Below are 17,359 nucleotides of genomic sequence, written 5' to 3' on the forward strand. Positions count from 1 at the left end.
CAAGCTTAAGAATCGTGTGTCGGTACGAGCCTGGAACCTGCGTCGCCAACCAACCCCAAAAAGCAGCAACGCGATCAGCCACTGCGATTGCGTTGCCATGCAGAGTTAATTGCTTACGTCGATTGCAAGGCTCGGCGCGTCTTGTGCCCCCTACGAGGAAACCCAAGCATCCTCTACGGTTGAATCTTCGTCCCCAGCACTTCTAAAAACGCGCGAATCAGTGCCGGGTGTGCTGGCCAAGCGGGCGCTGTCACTAGATTGCCGTCGACGTGAGCGTTGTCGAAGCCTTCACTCGCAGCAATGTACTGACCGCCGGCGAGCGTTACTTCGGGGCCGACTGCTGGATAGGCGCTGCATGATTTGCCTTGCAGCACTCCGGCCGCCGCCAACAGTTGCGGCCCGTGGCAATGCGCGGCGATCGGTTTATCAGCGTCGGCAAAGTGCTGGACGATTTCGATGACCCGTTTGTTCAAACGCAGGTACTCCGGCGCTCGACCGCCGGGGACAAACAGCGCGTCATAGGAAGCAGGATCAACCGCATCAAAGGTGGCGTTAAGCGTGAAATTGTGCCCCGGCTTCTCGGTGTAGGTTTGATCCCCTTCAAAGTCGTGGATCGCGGTCTTGATCGTATCGCCCGATTTTTTGCCGGGACAAACGGCGTCGACCTGATGCCCAACCATCAGCAACATTTGATAGGGAACCATGACTTCGTAGTCTTCTACGAAGTCGCCAACCAACATCAGAATTTTTTTTGCAGGCATGTGCTTATCGTCTATCGAGAAGTTTGGTGCGGGGGTTATCGCTTGCTGTCGATCAAGGCGCTGAATTCGCCCAAAGTGTCAATGTCGGCGATCTCTTCAAAATCAAGCTGCACGCCGAACTCTTGCTCGACCGCGCTGGCAAGTTCGATCAGCTCAAACGAGTCGGGCATCAAGTCGACGGCCAACGAACTCTCAGGCTGAATCAGTTCAGCCCGGATTTGCCGACGTTCGGCAATTTGTTTTCGCAGCCATGCAAATACGTCCGGCGCTGACAAATCTGGGTCGCTCCCCATTGAAATCTCCGCATTTTGAATCGGGCTGAACGCCTATTGACCGCGCCCCAAATACCGCATCGCAACCCAGGTCATCACGGTGCCAAGCATGATGCCGCTGGCCAAAGAAACCAAAACGGTGGGAAATTCGTTGTGAGTAATGTGCGCGAAAACTTCCATCGAAAACTGGCCCTAAAAGAGGTTGTTGATGACGACTTGCAGGCCAGATTCTAGCAATCTGAAACCAAGATTGCCATGCGCCGCAAACTTGCGGACAGCCGACTTATATCATCTCGCCGGGGCCCGGCTGAGGGGCAAAACAAAAATAACGGCAAGAAGGTTGAGTTTTCACAAGGGATAAACTGGGGAGTTTAGGTTTCGATTGCCGATAAGCAAACCGTGCCGGCATGGAAAGCTAGCATTTGACGAGCAATCGTCAGATTGTCGGGGACGGAGCGGATTTACCAATCCTGCGGGCCACGACCTGAATGCTGCGATGAACGAATCAACTCCCCTTTACTTATTGTTTTGCGAATCGACCGAAAACCCCTACGGGGGGACTTGGCGTTTCGTCCTGGAATGCGTCGGCCAACAAGAGCGACTTGTCGCCTCCGGAGAAGAATCATGGCGCGATCGTGATCGTCTGGCACTCTTGTCGGTCGTTCGAGGGCTAGAGGCGCTGCCAGAGCCGTCACGCGTGACGCTGCTCACTCCCTCACGCTATGTCAGCCGTGGATTTCGCTACGGGCTCTCGGTCTGGCGTGAGTCGGGTTTCCGCTGGGAACGCTTTGGACGACTTGCGCCGGTGCGGGATGCTGATCTGTGGCAGCGCATCGCCCAGGCGATGCAATTTCATCGAGTCGATTGCCGCCCCTGGCGATTTGAAGCAACCGAATCAGACGATGCGACAGAAAACGATCTGCCAGCGGACAGGACACATTTTAGCCAGCATCGAAATCGGCGCACGATTCGCATTGAAGAACAAGAAATAACAGCCGCCGCGGGCTGATCATTCTCGCGGAATTCATCATCCCCCTTACTGAACACAATATCACCGAGGAGAAGAGCGTGCGGACTAATGTTACACTAGATAACATGGGGGCTTTAATCGAATGTCGATCCGAGGATCCATTCCGCATTCTTGGTCCTCACAAAGTCGATCACCGAGGTGAACCAGCGATTGCCGTGCGGGCCTATTTGCCTGAGTCGGAACAAGCGTGGGTTTTCCATCCAGGTCATAATAACGCCTTACCGATGCGGCGAATCCATCCCAATGGATTGTTTGAAGCGATTTGCCCAGTGGATGAAGTCATGAATTCGGGACAATATCAATTGCGTACCAGTGACAAGAGCGGCCAGATGAACTCAGTTCGTGACCCCTACGCGTTTCCCTCGTTTTTCAGTGATTACGACCTTTACCTGCTGGGAGAAGGATCGCACTGGAAATCTTACGACAAACTTGGCGCACAAATTCGCACCGTCAACGGAGTGACCGGCGTCAATTTCGCTGTCTGGGCGCCCAACGCCAAGAGCGTCGCCGTCGTGGGGCAATTTAATAAATGGGATGGCCGTATCAACCCGATGCGTAAGTTGGCCTCCAGCGGCATCTGGGAAATCTTTATCCCCGACCTGAAGCCAGGTGCGCAGTACAAATTTCGGATCAATCAACACGACCGCACCGTCGACAAATGCGATCCCTACGCATTCGCCGCCGAAGTTCCGCCGCGAACCGCGAACATTGTCACCGACTTGTCGACCTATACCTGGACCGACAACGACTACATGGCGCAGCGTCGCGAACAAAATCAGCTAGAGCGACCGGTCTCGGTATATGAAGTTCACCTGGGTAGCTGGAAGTGGAACACCGAAGGCAAGGCCGGCTGGTTTAACTATCGCGATCTGGCTCACCAACTGGTCGAGTATTGCCTAGCGCAAAACTTTACTCACATCGAATTGATGCCGATCTCTGAGCATCCATTTACCGGCAGTTGGGGTTATCAGGCGGTCGGCTACTTCGCCGCGACCAGCCGTTACGGCACGCCGGAAGACTTCATGTACTTTGTCGACTACTGCCACAAGCATGGGCTGGGCGTCTTGATCGACTGGGTGCCGGCTCACTTTCCGAAAGACGATCACGGCCTGCGTCAGTTCGACGGCACTTCGCTGTACGAACACGCCGATCCCCGCAAGGGCGAACATCCTGACTGGGGGACGCTGATCTTCAACTATGGCCGTAACGAAGTCCGCAACTTCCTGATCTCGAACGCTTTGTTCTGGTTCGACAAGTTCCACATTGACGGGCTTCGCGTCGACGCCGTCGCTTCGATGCTGTATCTCGATTACAGCCGCAAGCATGACGAGTGGGTGCCGAACGAATATGGCGGCCGCGAAAACATCGAAGCCATCTCGTTCCTCCGCGAGTTCAACGAACAATCGCACCTGCAATACCCAGGCGTGCTGACCATCGCCGAAGAATCGACCTCTTTCGGCGGCGTTTCGCACCCGACTTCCAGCGGCGGGCTTGGCTTCAGCCTGAAGTGGAACATGGGCTGGATGAACGATACCCTCCGCTACATGCGGAAAGACCCGGTCCATCGCAAGCATCATCACGGCGAATTGACGTTTAGCTTGATCTATGCGTTTACCGAAAACTTTTCGCTGCCGCTGTCGCATGACGAAGTGGTGCACGGCAAAGGCTCGCTGCTGGATCAAATGCCGGGCGACCTGTGGCAACGCTTCGCCAACCTGCGATTGCTCTACTCGTACATGTGGAGCCATCCCGGCAAAAAGCTGCTGTTCATGGGGGGCGAATTCGGTCAATGGAACGAATGGAACGCCGATGGCCAGTTGCAATGGGACCTGCTGGAATGGGAATCGCACAAAGGCATTCAGCAATTGGTCTCGGACCTAAATGCGATGTACCAGCACGAAGCGTCGATGTACGAAGTCGACTTCAAGGGAGAAGGCTTTGAATGGATCGACTGCGATAACTGGGAAGCCAGCGTCGCGGCCTACGTCCGAAAAGCAAAGGATCCGAGCGACTTTACGATCACGGTCTGCAACTTTACGCCGGTCGTCTACAACGACTATCGCATCGGCGTTCCGCAAGCCGGCTCGTACCGCGAGATCTTCAACTCTGACAATGCTCGCTACGCCGGCAGCAATGTGATTAACGTCGACGAGATGGACTCGGCCCCGATCGGCTGGAACGGCCGCGAGAATTCAATCTCGCTCAACGTCCCGCCGCTGGGCTGCGTGATCCTAAAGCCTTGCTAAGCACGCGGATTGATTGATCGGACCCCAAGAGAGCCAGTTACCCAACTGGCTCTCTTTTTTTGTGCGTGAAACAACCGCAACACGACGATATTCGACATTTGCGGAATAGGAGGCGCATACCCTCGGCTCGCGCCCTTTGAAGTTGCGCTATTCATCAGGTTCGTAAGAAATAGAACGCGGAGGACACGGATAAGTCACGGAATTACACGGCCAGAGGGGAGATTTGCAATTTCCGATCAAGTCCAATTTGTTGACAAATCAATCCAATTTGAAAATGCCTGCTTGCGGCACAAACAACGATTTCTGACCGTGAAACACCGTGATTTATCCGTGGTATCCGTGTTCCATTCTTGGTTTGTCCTCCAATAGCGCAACTTCAAAACTCGCGCCTCGGGCTACTATTTTTGTTGAGGGTGCATACACAAAAAAAGAGCCTGCGAAATCTCGCAGGCTCTGTGGATTGTCGAATCTGATCGGTGACGGATTACTCGTCGGTGACCGATTGCCACTGAACTTTGAACCGTTCAAACAAATCCTCTTGGACTTGGTTCCACCGGACTTGCGATCGCATCCCTTCGAGATAAGCGATGCTGGCGGGGAAGTCGCCGTTCATTTCTGTTTTCAACTGATCACGCAGTTCGGCTTCGGTCTTCCGCTCGCCGGTAACTCGAGCGACGTACCACGTTGTTTCGTCCGCATTGGGGACGACCACGGTTGCGCCGGTCGGCGTCGAGAAGATCTTATCCAAGGTCGTCAGACCGGTCTTCTCGACCCCTGGGATCTGAGCCGGGTTGTATTGACCCGGTTGGCGAATCTCTTGGTAGTAAGTGATGTTGTCGGCGACGAGCACCGCATCTTTGGTGGGGACCACTTCGTTCAGCGGCTTGTCTCCCTGGGCGGAAGCAGCAATCTTTTCGGCTTCCGCTTCGGCCATTTCCGATGCTTTCTGCAACTTCCAGGCTTCGACAACTTGATCACGCACTTGGTCGAAGGTCGGCAAATAGCCTTTCGATTCTTCCGTCTTCCAGAAGACGAACTGCTGATCGGCCGGCATCGAGAACATGCTTTGTGCACTCGGTCCGGGGAACTCTTGCGGGCGATAGAGCGGAGCTTGGCTGCCAAAGATGAAATCAACCAAGCGGCGATCATTGCGTTGCAAGCCGCCCTGTTGCGGGTTGTAGCTGAATTCGGCGTGCGTGATTTCTCCATAGGGAGATTCCATCGCCGAGATGTAGTCCATCATCGGGATCTCACCAAATTCGACGCCGTTCTCTTGCGCCAGCTTCTTCAGATCGAGACCGTCAAAGGGGGTCCCTTTCTGCTCGTCCGCATAGAAAAAGTCATCATAGGCACGCTGCAATACATCGGCGACATTTTGCAACGAGCTCTTCACTGCGGCTTGCGCCAACGGACGAGCAATCGACGCTTTGATTTGATCTTTGACTTCCTCCAGCGGACGATATTCTACCGGAGCTTCTGGCGCCGGGTCAGCAGGCGTATCGGCCATCGGCTGCGGTTCGGCCGCAGGCGTCTCTTTCATCGGTGCGTCGGTTGCCGCAGCATCCGCCGGCTTCTCTTCGGCAGGTTTTTCGGTGGCCGGAGTTTCGGTGGCCGGTTTTTCTTCAGCCGGCGTCTCTTCGGCGGGCTTTTCTTCGTCAGCCGATTCTTCTTGGAAGGCGACCAACATGACTTCTGGTCTACTCCCCAGGGTGCTCGATTCTTCGGCAGAAGGTTTTTCTTCCGTCGGATCTTCGGTCGCAGGCTTTTCTGTTGCGGGCTTTTCTGCGGCTGGCTCTTCCGTCGCCGGTGCAGTTTCGGGCATCGGCTTTTCAGCAGCAGGGGTTTCTGTTGCAGGCGTTTCGGCCGCAGGCTTTTCCATCTTCGCTGGCTCTTCAGCAGCCGGCTTCTCTTCGGCTGCCGGTTCAGTCGTCATCGGCTCGGTGGCTGCCGGCTTTTCTTCCATCGCCGGTTCTGCCGCCGGCTGGCCCAGCGGGGTCTCGCTCATCGGGGTCTCGACCTTCGGATCAGCGACCGGCTTGCGAAAGCTGCTGTCTTTGTTTTTCTGGTAGTAGGCGGCGACTTCTTCGTCCGAAATCTTCGCCAGCTCGGCTTCGAGAAACTTGTTGTAGTCGGCCTTCATAAATCCAACCGCCGCTTTGTCGAGCTGCAAAAAGCCAGGCTCGCCGGTCAGCGGGCTGCGAACCCGATCGCGATATTTGTCAAACAGTTTTTTCAGTTCGGCTTCGGACGGCTTCTCCGTCACTTTCGCCAAATAGTCGGCCGTGTTGACGGGATAAAGCTGAACGTCAATCGTACGATTCAAATTTCGATAGTTGGCCCAGGCCGAAGCAGGCGTCGCCGTCGAGATCCCTTCCAACAGCAGCCGCTTGGTCTTTTGGATCAAGAGCGTACGACGGAACATCTCAAACATTTGGTCGTAAGTAACCCGACCATCGGCGCCTTGGGCTTGATTTAGCAGCTCGGCGTATTGGTTGTCGGTAATGGTCCCGCCGGTGACCGACGTCATAAACTCGCGAACCATGTCGTCACTGATCGCAACCCCCAACCGCTCTCCTTCAAGTGAGAAAAGCTGGTCGGTAACCACTTGCTGCGTGGTGACCTCTTCACGCATCGGCCCGCCTGGCGAATTGGGGCCAGACGGCGGCTGATAACGCAGACCAGCGATCGGCGGAGCCGGAGGATTCGGAAAACCGCCGGCTTCCTGCGTGCGAGCCATCGCCATGCCGGTGACCAGCGAAACCAACCCAGCATCCCGTTTCAGAATCCCGATCTCGGGTTGGGTTAACGGTTCACCCGCAATTTCGACCACGACTTTATCTTCCGCTTCATAAGCGGCGCGTTCGGGGAAAAATTGCGTTAGCACACCCCCGACGGTAAAGACGATCATCAGCAATACGCCGAAGACCGCTAACAGGGCTTTTTGATTTTTACGGAAGAAATGAAACGGGTTGCGCATGGGTTCCAATCCTTAACACTGACCTAGTTGGCGCCAGCGTTACCTCTTGACATCGCGATACAGGTCGCATTATTGGTTTGCTGCGGCTACTGCTCGCGGACGAATTCGACCGATTGTAGGGAGACGCGACCTAAATTCAATCCCAGTCTCGCCTAGCGATGCCCAAGTTGAATTGAAACCGCAGTCCGCGCCCAGCCGAGAAGTTGAAGGGAACCCCCTGGCTTGGCGCTGTTTTTTCGTAATTCGCCCCCCAAGTGCCGGGATTTTTGAATACTTTGATTTTAGCGAATATCCGACTCTCGAATACGTAACTTAGGAAGTCCACGCAATCTGTCTGATATGTAATGACGACAGACGCCTCGCGCCGCGTAGAGCCTTCCCCCACATTGAGAATGACACCCATGGCGAAAGCTGCAAAGCCCACCAAGAACGCACTTGTAATCGTCGAATCACCGGCGAAAGCGCGGACGATCTCGAAATATTTGGGCGCCGGCTACACCGTCGAAGCGAGCATCGGGCACGTTCGCGATTTGCCGAAAGGCGCCAAAGAACTGCCGGAACAATTTAAAAACGAAGAATGGGGCTATCTTGGCGTCAACGTCAACGAGAACTTCGAGCCGGTCTATGTCGTCCCTGCCGGAAAAAAACAACAAGTCACCAAACTAAAAAAGCTGCTCAAAGAGGCCGACGAACTTTATCTCGCGACCGACGAAGACCGCGAGGGAGAAGCGATCAGCTGGCACCTGCAAGAGTTGTTGCAACCCAAAGTCCCCGTTCATCGGTTGGTTTTTCACGAAATCACCAAAGAAGCGATTCTCAATGCCGTGGCCAATCCCCGCGATATTGACGATGGCTTGGTTCGCGCCCAAGAAACGCGGCGAATTCTCGATCGGTTGTATGGCTACGAAGTTTCGCCGCTGCTGTGGTACAAGGTCCGCCCGAAGCTTTCGGCAGGTCGCGTGCAAAGCGTCGCGGTTCGTCTGATTGTCGAGCGTGAACGCGAACGCATGGCGTTCCATTCGGCCACCTATTGGGATCTTGTTGGTACGTTCATCGCCGACGGCAAAAAGTTCAACGCGGTTTTGACCGAAGCCGATGGCCGCCGAATTCCGTCCGGCAAAGATTTCGACACGACCAACGGAACGCTTAAGAACCCCGGCGTGATGTTGCTGCTGGACGAAGCCGGCGCAAGCGAACTGCTAGCGCGTCTGCAAGGGGCGCAGTTTTCGGTCGAATCGCTTGAAAACAAGCCGTTCACCAACAAGCCATCGGCCCCGTTCACAACCAGCACCCTGCAACAGGAAGCGAATCGCAAGCTGGGTCTGACCGCCAAACGCACCATGCGCATCGCCCAAGACTTGTACGAAAACGGTCACATTACTTACATGCGTACCGACTCGACCAACTTGGCCGAAGTCGCAATCGAAGCGGCCCGCGATCTGGTGAAAAGCGAGTACGGCGCCGAGTATCTGCCAGAGAAGCCGCGTGTTTACGCGTCCAAGGTAAAGAACGCGCAAGAAGCTCACGAAGCGATTCGTCCAGCCGGTCATCCCTTCCAAAAGCCCGAGGCGCTGAAGAGCACGCTGAACCATGACGAGTTCCGCTTGTTCGAGCTGATCTGGAAACGCACCATCGCCAGCCAAATGGCCGATGCTCGCGGTTTTCGCATTGCGATCACCTTGGCCGGCGGGGGAGCCAAGTTTTATGTCAGCGGCAAAACGATTGAATTCCCCGGCTTTTTACGGGCCTACGTCGAAGGCTCGGACGATCCCGATGCCGAACTAGCCGATCGCGAGACTCTGCTCCCCAGCATGACCCAAGGTCAGCCGGTCGACAAAGAAGTCTTCGAGCCGAAGAGCCATACGACCCAGCCTCCTTCGCGTTTTAGCGAAGCGTCGCTGACCCGTTCGCTAGAAGAAATGGGGATCGGTCGTCCCAGTACTTACGCTTCGATTATCGATACGATTCTCGATCGCGAATATGTCTTCAAAAAAGGGACCGCGCTGGCGCCAACCTGGCTTGGTTTTGCCGTCGCCACCCTGCTAGAAGAGCATCTGCCCAAGCTGGTCGACTATCAATTTACCGCCAAGATGGAAGACGATCTCGACGCAATCAGCCGCGGCGAAGCAGAGCAAAACACCTACCTGCGCGACTTCTACTTTGGCCATGATGAGCATGGCCTGAAAGAGATCATTCAGGGGAAAATCAAAGACGTCGACGCCCGAGTCGTCAATTCGATTTCGCTGGGTACGCCTGAAACCGGCGAGTTCCGCGACAACGTGGTGGTGCGCGTCGGTCGCTATGGTCCGTTCGTCGAACAAGGAGAACGTCGCGGCAGCATTCCCGCCGAGTTGGCGCCCGATGAAGTCACGCTAACTAAAGCCTTAGAACTGCTCGAAAAAGCGGCCCTCGGCGATGAACCGCTCGGCACCGATCCCGAGACGGGTCGCCCGGTCTTTATCAAGACCGGCCGCTTTGGCGATTACGTGCAATTGGGCCTGCTGGACGCCGACGAAGACTCCAAAGAGAAGCCGAAAAATGCGTCCCTGATGAAGGGCATGCAGGCCAGCGACGTCACGCTCGAGATCGCCCTCAAACTTCTCTCGCTACCGCGAGAAGTCGGCGTGCATCCCGAATCCAAAGAGCCGATCATCTCGCAAAACGGCCGCTTTGGCCCGTATATCAAATGCGGCGCCGAGACCCGTTCGCTGGGCGATGTATCGCCGCTAGATGTGACGCTGGAGCAATCGCTTGCCCTCTTAGCAGCACCCAAGACCGGCGGTCGCGGCCGAGGAGCCGCCAAAGAGCCAATCCGCACCTTCGACCCCTCGCCGGTCACCGAAGAGCCCATCAAGCTGCTCGAAGGACGCTACGGCCCTTACCTGACCGATGGCCAGTCGAATGCGTCTCTCCCAAAGGGATTGACTGCCGACGAAGTCACCTTCGATCAAGCAGTGACGCTCCTAGCTGAACGCGCTGAGAAATCGCCTCCCAAGAAAAAGAAAGCGACCAAAAAGAAAGCGGCCGCCAAAAAGACGACCACGAAGAAGGCGACGACCAAAGCCACCACCAAAAAAACCACCGCCAAAAAAACGACAAAGAAGAAAACAGCCGCAGCGAGCGACGAGCCCCCCAAGAAGAAGCGAGAAAAGCCGATCAAAGAAAAATGGTAGGCGAATAGCGCAAAGCGAACCGGTTGGTGACGCCAACCGGTTGGGTGGATGAAAAGAGGTGCAGCCGCTCGCGAGTTGCTTTACGCCTAGTTCGGCAACTTGTCGATGCTCGCCGACTCGTGCAGTTGGTTCATTTCAGCCGCGGTCAACGCGCGATCGAAAACTGCGAGCCCGCCGATGCGGCCTTTCAGCGTTTCGCTAAAGATACTGCCGACAGCATAGCGAGCGCCAACGGTAAAATCGGCCGGCCCGCCTGGCTTTGATTCCGCGTGTTTTTCGGCATCATATTGAAAAATCCCGCGGCCATGATAATACGGATTCATGCCGCGTGAGCCGCCGTCGGGACCTTCGCTGGTGAAGTAGCGATCTTCGCGTTTGTCTTTTTTCGGATCCAGTTCACGTGCTTCCAGTACGCCGTTGAAGTAAGCGCGAATGTACTGGCCATCGTAGGTAAAGCCCAGCGTTACCCACTGCTTCTCGGGGACCTGCGAGACCGACGCGGCGTAGTCCACACACCACGGAAATGCGCTGCCGTCCGCGCGACGACTGACGCCCCCTTCGGCCGAGATGTGCGGCGTCAACTGGCGCGTCCCGCCATAGGTCGGCATGTTCAGCAGCATCGCGTACTGACGCACTCCCTTGTCATCCCCCCGCCCTGCTCCTTCGTTCCAGATGCCGGCGATGGTGACTCCCTTCTTCATCTCTTCGAGTCGCACCACAGCGAACATCGAGACTTGAGCATCTTCGCCATGGATATCAAGCGTCCCCAACTCGGCCTGCGGAATCCGAAAATATTGCCGCCCGGTAAACAGCGCACTGTAACCAGAGTACGGACCGCCATCGGCCCGCGAGACTTCGCCCCCTTCTTCACCCAGCGGATGCTGACCATCGCCGCCGGTCGAAACCCGCGGACTGCCTGGCTCTTCACCAAAGGTCCAAAACGCGACTAGCCCCGGCATCCGTTTGACCACATCCGCGTCGCCGGTTGGCTCAGCGGCGGATGCGGCGGAAAGAATGGTGAGCGAGAGCAAGGAAAACGCCGTGAGTGCGCGGAAGAATCGCTGCATGATGGGGCTCGCTAATAGATCAAAATACCGGGGGGCGGATCTCCCTCAGTATAGGTTCGTTCGATGAGGCGCACAAACGAGTCACAACTGGCTGCAACAACCATTGCGTGTACAGCTGCTCAATGGAGCAGACAATCGTGCGGGTGACCGATCCCCTCGTTTGCTTCGCGACTAAAACACGACTCCGTGGATTTTCTCGGGTTTGACTGGCAGATCAGGATCGCCGAGCATCTCTTTCAGATTTTCTTCGATCGTGATGCTGATGGCCGTCAGCGGCGTATCGCCGGGGCGGTTCTCAAACGGATCCTCGGTCCGCTCGCCGATCTGGTCGAGACTCATAAATATAAAGTTGATGAGGATCGCGAGTGGAATGTTGAAAACGCCTAACTCTTCGACAAACGCAAACGGGACGAGCGAGCCGTGCAAATAGACAAACACCCGCGAAAAGAAACTATAGGCCCGCGGAAAAGGCGTATTCTTAATTCGTTCGCTCTTCCCCTGGTGATTGTTGAATTCGGTCAGCGTTTGCGAGAGCTGTACGAAACGATAGTCCGAGATCCAGCCCCGCTGGTAGGCCTCTAGCAGTTCTCGCCCCTGAATCATCAGCAAGTAGTTGGGCGGGTTCTCTTTGCTGAGCACCTCTTCCGCTTCCTGCTTCTCTAGAAACGGGCGAATATCGTCATAGCTATTGGACGTCTCGATCCAGACATCGGTGATTTTGTTGTACCCGTTTCGTTGACGCAAAAAGACCCGCAGCGCGTGCACAAAGGCGATATGCCGATAGATCAGCCGCTGCCGCCAAGTCGCGAGCCCTTCGCTTGAAACACCCTCCTCAGCAACGCTCATCGTCAGGACCTCGCGCCCCCAAGCGCGGCTGTAATTAACCAGCAATCCCCAAATCTTGCGAGCTTCCCACCAACGGTCATATGCGCTGTTGTTTTTGAACCCCAAAAAGATCGCCAGCGCCGTACTGAGCAGCGCCACCGCATTAAACGGGACCGAAAGCTGATACAGATTTAGCTCGTGATGCAGCACATACACCAGCACCGCCAGACTAAGAAAGTAAAGCTGGATCTTCCAAGTGTCGAAGAAAACATGCCGCCAACGGAGGTTCCTACTTACGATCATCGTGCAAATCCTACCGTTGTATGGTGAGCAGTCCCAAGAATCCGCGCAATACAATGCGACGCCGCAGCCAACCAACCGAGATATTCCCACAAAACAACAAGTTTTGAAACCAGCGATCTGGGAATTACCTGGCTAAAGCCCGGCGTCTCCAACGTTAGTGCGGACTACGTCCCCCTTGTTAAGCCTGGGCGACCTCAACTCCGGCGACCTCAACTCCGTGGTCCATTTCTTCCCACTCCATGCATCCAAACTTTGACGCTTCACACCGCGCACAAATTTCGGATCAACAATCAAATTTCGCGCAGGATGGGAGCGGCAGGAAAACCGCGTTTGCCGATGGGGGTAATGTCTAATTTCTAATGACGAATGTCTAATGCGGAGTGAGGTCAACAAAACTGCGCAACCGCATAACGCAGACACCTTGCTGCAACCGCATTCCGGCCAGTCATGAGCAGCCTGCCCAGGCAACACCACCCGCATCAGCACCACCCAAAAATCCCACCCAAAAAATCCCCACAGCCCCACCGGGGCGACCTAACCTAGCCTAGGGTAAGTCGCTTCTAGCGACGCAGCCCTGGGTCAGCGCCGCCAACAAAATAGCTGACGTTTGAGCCAGCAGCCCCCCAGAGTCGCCTTTCGCTCCCGCGAAAGCAGCGTCTTCCTCTCGCCCCCTCTAGGCTGCGATTCTTTGGCGCCGCAAAAGCCAACCACAGAGAATCCCCAGGAATTTTACTATTGACAATGTCTAAGGACTTGCTTAGGATATACGTGCTGAATATTCTCTCTTTCAATCTTGAACCATCCGCTTTATGCGGAAAACCCAAAGCCAACCACCCAAATATCGCACCAACTTCTCGTCTCACCAGCAGGAAACTTATCCCATGGGATCCAAACCACGTCCATCCAAAAAATCGCGATCGCGCAGAACCAAAGCCGCCCGGAAACGTCTAACGCTGCGCAATCGCCAAGCGGCACGGAATACACCGGCGGAAAACGCTAATCCGACGCCTAATACCACTGAAAAACGAGGGTTGGACGGCAATTCAGATCCCTCCGGTTTCCTATCTCCAGATCTGTTGTTGACCGATTTGTTTCAAACCGAAGGCTTTGATGACCTGAAATTCGTGTTTTCAGAAATGGATGCCGCAGGGATCTCGATCAGCGATCTGCCGCAGGTGATCGATCGGATGGCTGCCCTGGGTTATCAGTCTCCACAGACGATGGAATTAGTTGGTAAAATATGTGACATTGGTGACGCAATGGACATTCAGGACTTTGAAGATTCTCAAAGAATCCATTCTGAAACCAGGCAAACTGACCCTGCCGCGGCGACCTCGCAGTCTCTGCCTGGTGCGCGGCGCAGTTGCTGGTTTCAAGAGCTCACCACCTCAGAACTGCTGCGTGAACAACCGCCGCGTGAATGGCTGTTGCCTGGCGTGCTGGCCAGGCATGAAGCGGCGGTGATTTTGGGGCCGAGTAAAAGTATGAAGACGTCGCTGGCGGTCGATTTGTGCGGCGCATTAGCGAGCGGGGGGAAATTTCTGGGAGAGTTCAGCGCGCAGCGTGCTCATCGCGTCGGCTTCCTCAGCGGCGAAGCAGGCCGAGCCGTGCTGCACGATCTCGCGCGACGCTGGAGCGCCGCCACCGGCGTCGATACTGAGAAACTTCCCAACCTAGTCTGGGCACTGACCATGCCCGCTGCCGCCAATCCGGCCAGCTTTGAAGAGAACCTGGCGGAGCTGCGTGATTGGATTGAACGTCATCAATTAGAAGTCGTGTTGATCGATCCGTTGCAATTGACCTCGATGCGCGCTGCTTCGCAAAAATCGCAAATTCGCCAATTGGTCCGCTGCTGTCTTGATGCCGGGGCGACGCCGATTGTTTGCAGCGCGACGCGCAAATCGACTTCAAAACGCGCGATGAATATCGCCGATCTCAACGACGCCGAACATGATTTTGCCCAGCAATGGTTACTGGTGAATCGTCGCCGCGCGTACGAGTCAGGCAGCGGACAGCATCGCCTGTGGCTAACGGTCGGCGGAAACGCCGGACAGGACGCGGTCTGGGGAGTTGATATCGATGAAGGTCGGTTGACAGACGCCAGCGGCCGCAAGTGGAATGTCACGCTGCACGCTGCCGAGTCGCTGCAAGATGAAGCGCCGGAGCTAGAAGCCCAATCGCAACAACAACGGCGCCGCGGAAAAATTCGCGCCGCGCTGCGACAACTTGCACCCCACAACACGACCAAGTCAAAAATCCGCCAACTCAGCGGAATCAGCAGCGCCAAATTTGGGTTTGCGTGGGATCAAATGATCGACGACGGAGAAATCGCGCCGACCAATAGTGATACGACAGGGCAGAACCGGTTAGAGCGTTGTTATCACCTGGCGGAGCCATTCCATGAATCTGCAAATAAAGGGGACGGAGGGGACCGCACAGCAAAGTCGAACCAATTCGAATCAATTCGCCAATTTGGTCCCATTCGCCAATTCGATCCAATTCAGCAGTCCAGAGCGTCACAGTCGCAAACGCAACCGCAGTCGCAACCGCCCGATCAAAACAGCCCCAACGGGGCGACCTATTCTAGCCCTGGGTCAGTCGCTTTTAGCGACGCAGCCCTGGGTCAACACGACCCCAAAGAATGGTGACGTTTGAGTCGGCAGTTCCCCGGGTTCCATCCAACGTCAACGTTGCGTTGGGTTACGATTACCCAGGGCTCCGTCGCTGCTGCGACGAGCGCCCTGGGCTATTATAGGTCGGCCCGTTGGGCCTGAAGAAATAACGGATGTCGAGCAACGGGTACTGCCAAATAACGGGTACTCCAAACAACAGGTATGCCAAATAACGAGAACGCCGAAACAACGGGGACGCTAAATATAGAGGGTCAAACAACGGGGACGGGGATCATGCTTCCTCTGGGAACCAAACCGGCTCTTGGATTACCGACCGCAATCATGCGATGAAACGAACTGACCCCGGTGTTACCTATGTGTGCGAACGGGTGTTCCCTATGTGTGCGGTCTGTACACTGTGCGGACCAAAGAAGCGCGAAAAAACGTTCCCGTCTGGTAGATGAGGAACAAAGAAGTTCGCACGGGGTGTGAAATCAACCAAACTTTGCGGCCGCAGGGCGCTGGCATCTTGTTGCTGCGCAATCCGGCCAGTCTTGGACAGACTGCCTGGACTACCCAACTGCATGATCCAGCGTGCAGAAAAAGGGAAGTGTCCGGTCCACAATTGCGGCGCTTCGGCAACTGGACTACTCGCGGCCCCCTAGCGACGAGAGATCATCTCCGCCGATCGCGGTCGCATAGGCGATTGCGTGTGAGCGACAATGCGAGATGCTGATCATGATGTCGAGAATGCCGCGGCGTTGGGCCGATTCGAGCGCGCCGCCGCTGAGGTTGATGCGTGGTTTGCCGCCAAAGAGATTTTCGACTTCGACGTCGCGCCAAGCGATCCCTTTGATCCAGCCGGTGCCGATCGCTTTGAGGACCGCTTCTTTGGCGGCCCAGCGACCGGCGTAGTGCTGCGTCGCCGCTTTGCGACTGCTGCAATAGTCAATCTCGCGCTCTGTATAGACGCGGTTGATGAAGAGCTCTCCGTGGCGTTCGATCATCTGGGCGATGCGCAGGCACTCGATGATGTCGGTACCGATTCCGACGATGTTCATGGATCTTTCCTTTGTGCCTTACGCGCGTTTCAGTCCGCACGCTTCTTGAGCGCGACGCAACACTGCGCCGGCCTGATTGCGCGCCGCCGCGGCGCCGTCCCCCAAAATCTCGCGGACCTTGTCAGGCTGGGCGGCCAACTCTTCTCGTTTTGCGCGGAACTCACCAAAATATTCATCGGCGGCGTCGGCCAAGGCCTTTTTCACCGTTCCGTAGCCAAAGCCGCCTTTGCGATACATCGCCGCCATCTCTTCGCGCGCCTCAGGCGACGCGAACAGTTGAAACAGTTCAAACAGGTGATCGGTCGCCGGATCTTTGGGATCTTCCATCGGCCGCGAGTCAGTCACGATCCGCATGATCTTTTTGCGCATCTGCTTGGCCGGCTCAAAGATCTCGATCGTGTTGTCATAGCTCTTCGACATCTTCTCGCCATCGGTGCCGACCACCTTGGCCGAAGTGTCAAGCAGCTTCGCTTTCGGCAGCACGAAGACTTCGCCGAACTGATGATTGAAGCTTTGCGCAAGGTCGCGGGTCACTTCGATATGCTGCACCTGATCACTGCCGACCGGCACAATGTTGGCGTCATAGGCCAAGATGTCGGCCGCCATCAGCACGGGATAGGTGAACAGTCCAGCGCCGGCAGTGAGCCCGCGACTGACTTTGTCTTTATAGGCGTGACAACGTTCGAGCAGCCCCATCGATGTGCCGGTCATCAAAACCCAGCACAGTTCCGAGACCTCAGGCACATCCGACTGCACAAAGAGATTGGCTTTGCCGGGATCCAGCCCCAGCGCCAGCAGATCCAGCGCGGCGTCGATGGTGTTTTGCCAGAGTTGCTGTTTGTCGCGAACGGTTGTCAGCGCGTGCAGATTGGCGATGAAGTAGTACGACGCTTCCTCATTCTGCAGATCGATATACTGCCGAATCGCGCCAAAATAGTTGCCCCAGTGAAATCTTCCGGTGGGCTGAATGCCAGACAATACGCGCATAGTTCACGTCAAGCGAGTTAGGTGTGGAGAGAGTGAGGGGAAAAG

11 protein-coding genes are annotated in these 17,359 nt (G+C 55.8%); 4 read left to right on the forward strand and 7 right to left on the reverse strand.

Features of this window, described 5'->3' with window-relative positions:
- Nucleotides 1-173 precede the first annotated feature (173 nt).
- Both SH421x_RS17045 and SH421x_RS17050 read right to left on the reverse strand, forming a co-directional pair.
- Nucleotides 174-761, reverse strand: coding sequence for a DJ-1/PfpI family protein (locus tag SH421x_RS17045; RefSeq protein WP_488850748.1), 588 nt, complete (start codon nucleotides 759-761; stop codon nucleotides 174-176).
- A 35-nt stretch (nucleotides 762-796) separates the two neighbouring features.
- Complete coding sequence (locus tag SH421x_RS17050; RefSeq protein WP_488850750.1) at nucleotides 797-1,054, reverse strand: acyl carrier protein; 258 nt, start codon at nucleotides 1,052-1,054, stop codon at nucleotides 797-799.
- Nucleotides 1,055-1,529: 475 nt separating this feature from the next.
- Between SH421x_RS17050 and SH421x_RS17055 the strand changes: the two genes are divergently transcribed.
- Together SH421x_RS17055 and glgB are read left to right on the forward strand one after the other, a co-directional pair.
- Nucleotides 1,530-2,042, forward strand: coding sequence for a ribonuclease H family protein (locus SH421x_RS17055; RefSeq protein ID WP_488850751.1), 513 nt, complete (start codon nucleotides 1,530-1,532; stop codon nucleotides 2,040-2,042).
- A 59-nt stretch (nucleotides 2,043-2,101) separates the two neighbouring features.
- The gene (gene glgB / locus SH421x_RS17060) at nucleotides 2,102-4,309 is read left to right on the forward strand and encodes a 1,4-alpha-glucan branching protein GlgB (RefSeq protein WP_488850753.1); all 2,208 of its coding nucleotides are present in this window, start codon (nucleotides 2,102-2,104) and stop codon (nucleotides 4,307-4,309) included.
- A gap of 484 nt (nucleotides 4,310-4,793) precedes the next feature.
- Here the strand turns inward: glgB and SH421x_RS17065 are convergent, their stop codons facing one another.
- The gene (locus tag SH421x_RS17065) at nucleotides 4,794-7,286 is read right to left on the reverse strand and encodes a SurA N-terminal domain-containing protein (RefSeq protein WP_488850755.1); all 2,493 of its coding nucleotides are present in this window, start codon (nucleotides 7,284-7,286) and stop codon (nucleotides 4,794-4,796) included.
- Nucleotides 7,287-7,630: 344 nt separating this feature from the next.
- Here SH421x_RS17065 and topA point away from each other — a divergent pair, with 344 nt between their 5' ends.
- Nucleotides 7,631-10,459, forward strand: coding sequence for a type I DNA topoisomerase (topA, locus tag SH421x_RS17070; RefSeq protein ID WP_488850757.1), 2,829 nt, complete (start codon nucleotides 7,631-7,633; stop codon nucleotides 10,457-10,459).
- A gap of 86 nt (nucleotides 10,460-10,545) precedes the next feature.
- On the opposite strand, the gene SH421x_RS17075 is transcribed toward topA, so the two are convergent.
- Complete coding sequence (locus SH421x_RS17075; RefSeq protein WP_488850759.1) at nucleotides 10,546-11,526, reverse strand: hypothetical protein; 981 nt, start codon at nucleotides 11,524-11,526, stop codon at nucleotides 10,546-10,548.
- Nucleotides 11,527-11,697: 171 nt separating this feature from the next.
- Complete coding sequence (locus tag SH421x_RS17080; RefSeq protein ID WP_488850760.1) at nucleotides 11,698-12,654, reverse strand: bestrophin family protein; 957 nt, start codon at nucleotides 12,652-12,654, stop codon at nucleotides 11,698-11,700.
- Between the two features lie 1,079 nt (nucleotides 12,655-13,733).
- Here SH421x_RS17080 and SH421x_RS17085 point away from each other — a divergent pair.
- On the forward strand, nucleotides 13,734-15,302 hold the full coding sequence (locus SH421x_RS17085; RefSeq protein ID WP_488850761.1) for an AAA family ATPase: 1,569 nt from the start codon (nucleotides 13,734-13,736) through the stop codon (nucleotides 15,300-15,302).
- Nucleotides 15,303-15,913: 611 nt separating this feature from the next.
- Here the strand turns inward: SH421x_RS17085 and acpS are convergent.
- Both acpS and trpS read right to left on the reverse strand, forming a co-directional pair.
- On the reverse strand, nucleotides 15,914-16,327 hold the full coding sequence (gene acpS, locus SH421x_RS17090; protein WP_488850763.1) for a holo-ACP synthase: 414 nt from the start codon (nucleotides 16,325-16,327) through the stop codon (nucleotides 15,914-15,916).
- 18 nt (nucleotides 16,328-16,345) lie between these two features.
- Complete coding sequence (trpS, locus tag SH421x_RS17095) at nucleotides 16,346-17,314, reverse strand: tryptophan--tRNA ligase (RefSeq protein ID WP_488850764.1); 969 nt, start codon at nucleotides 17,312-17,314, stop codon at nucleotides 16,346-16,348.
- Nucleotides 17,315-17,359: the final 45 nt, after the last annotated feature.

The sequence above is a fragment of the Blastopirellula sp. SH421 genome (assembly GCF_057808535.1).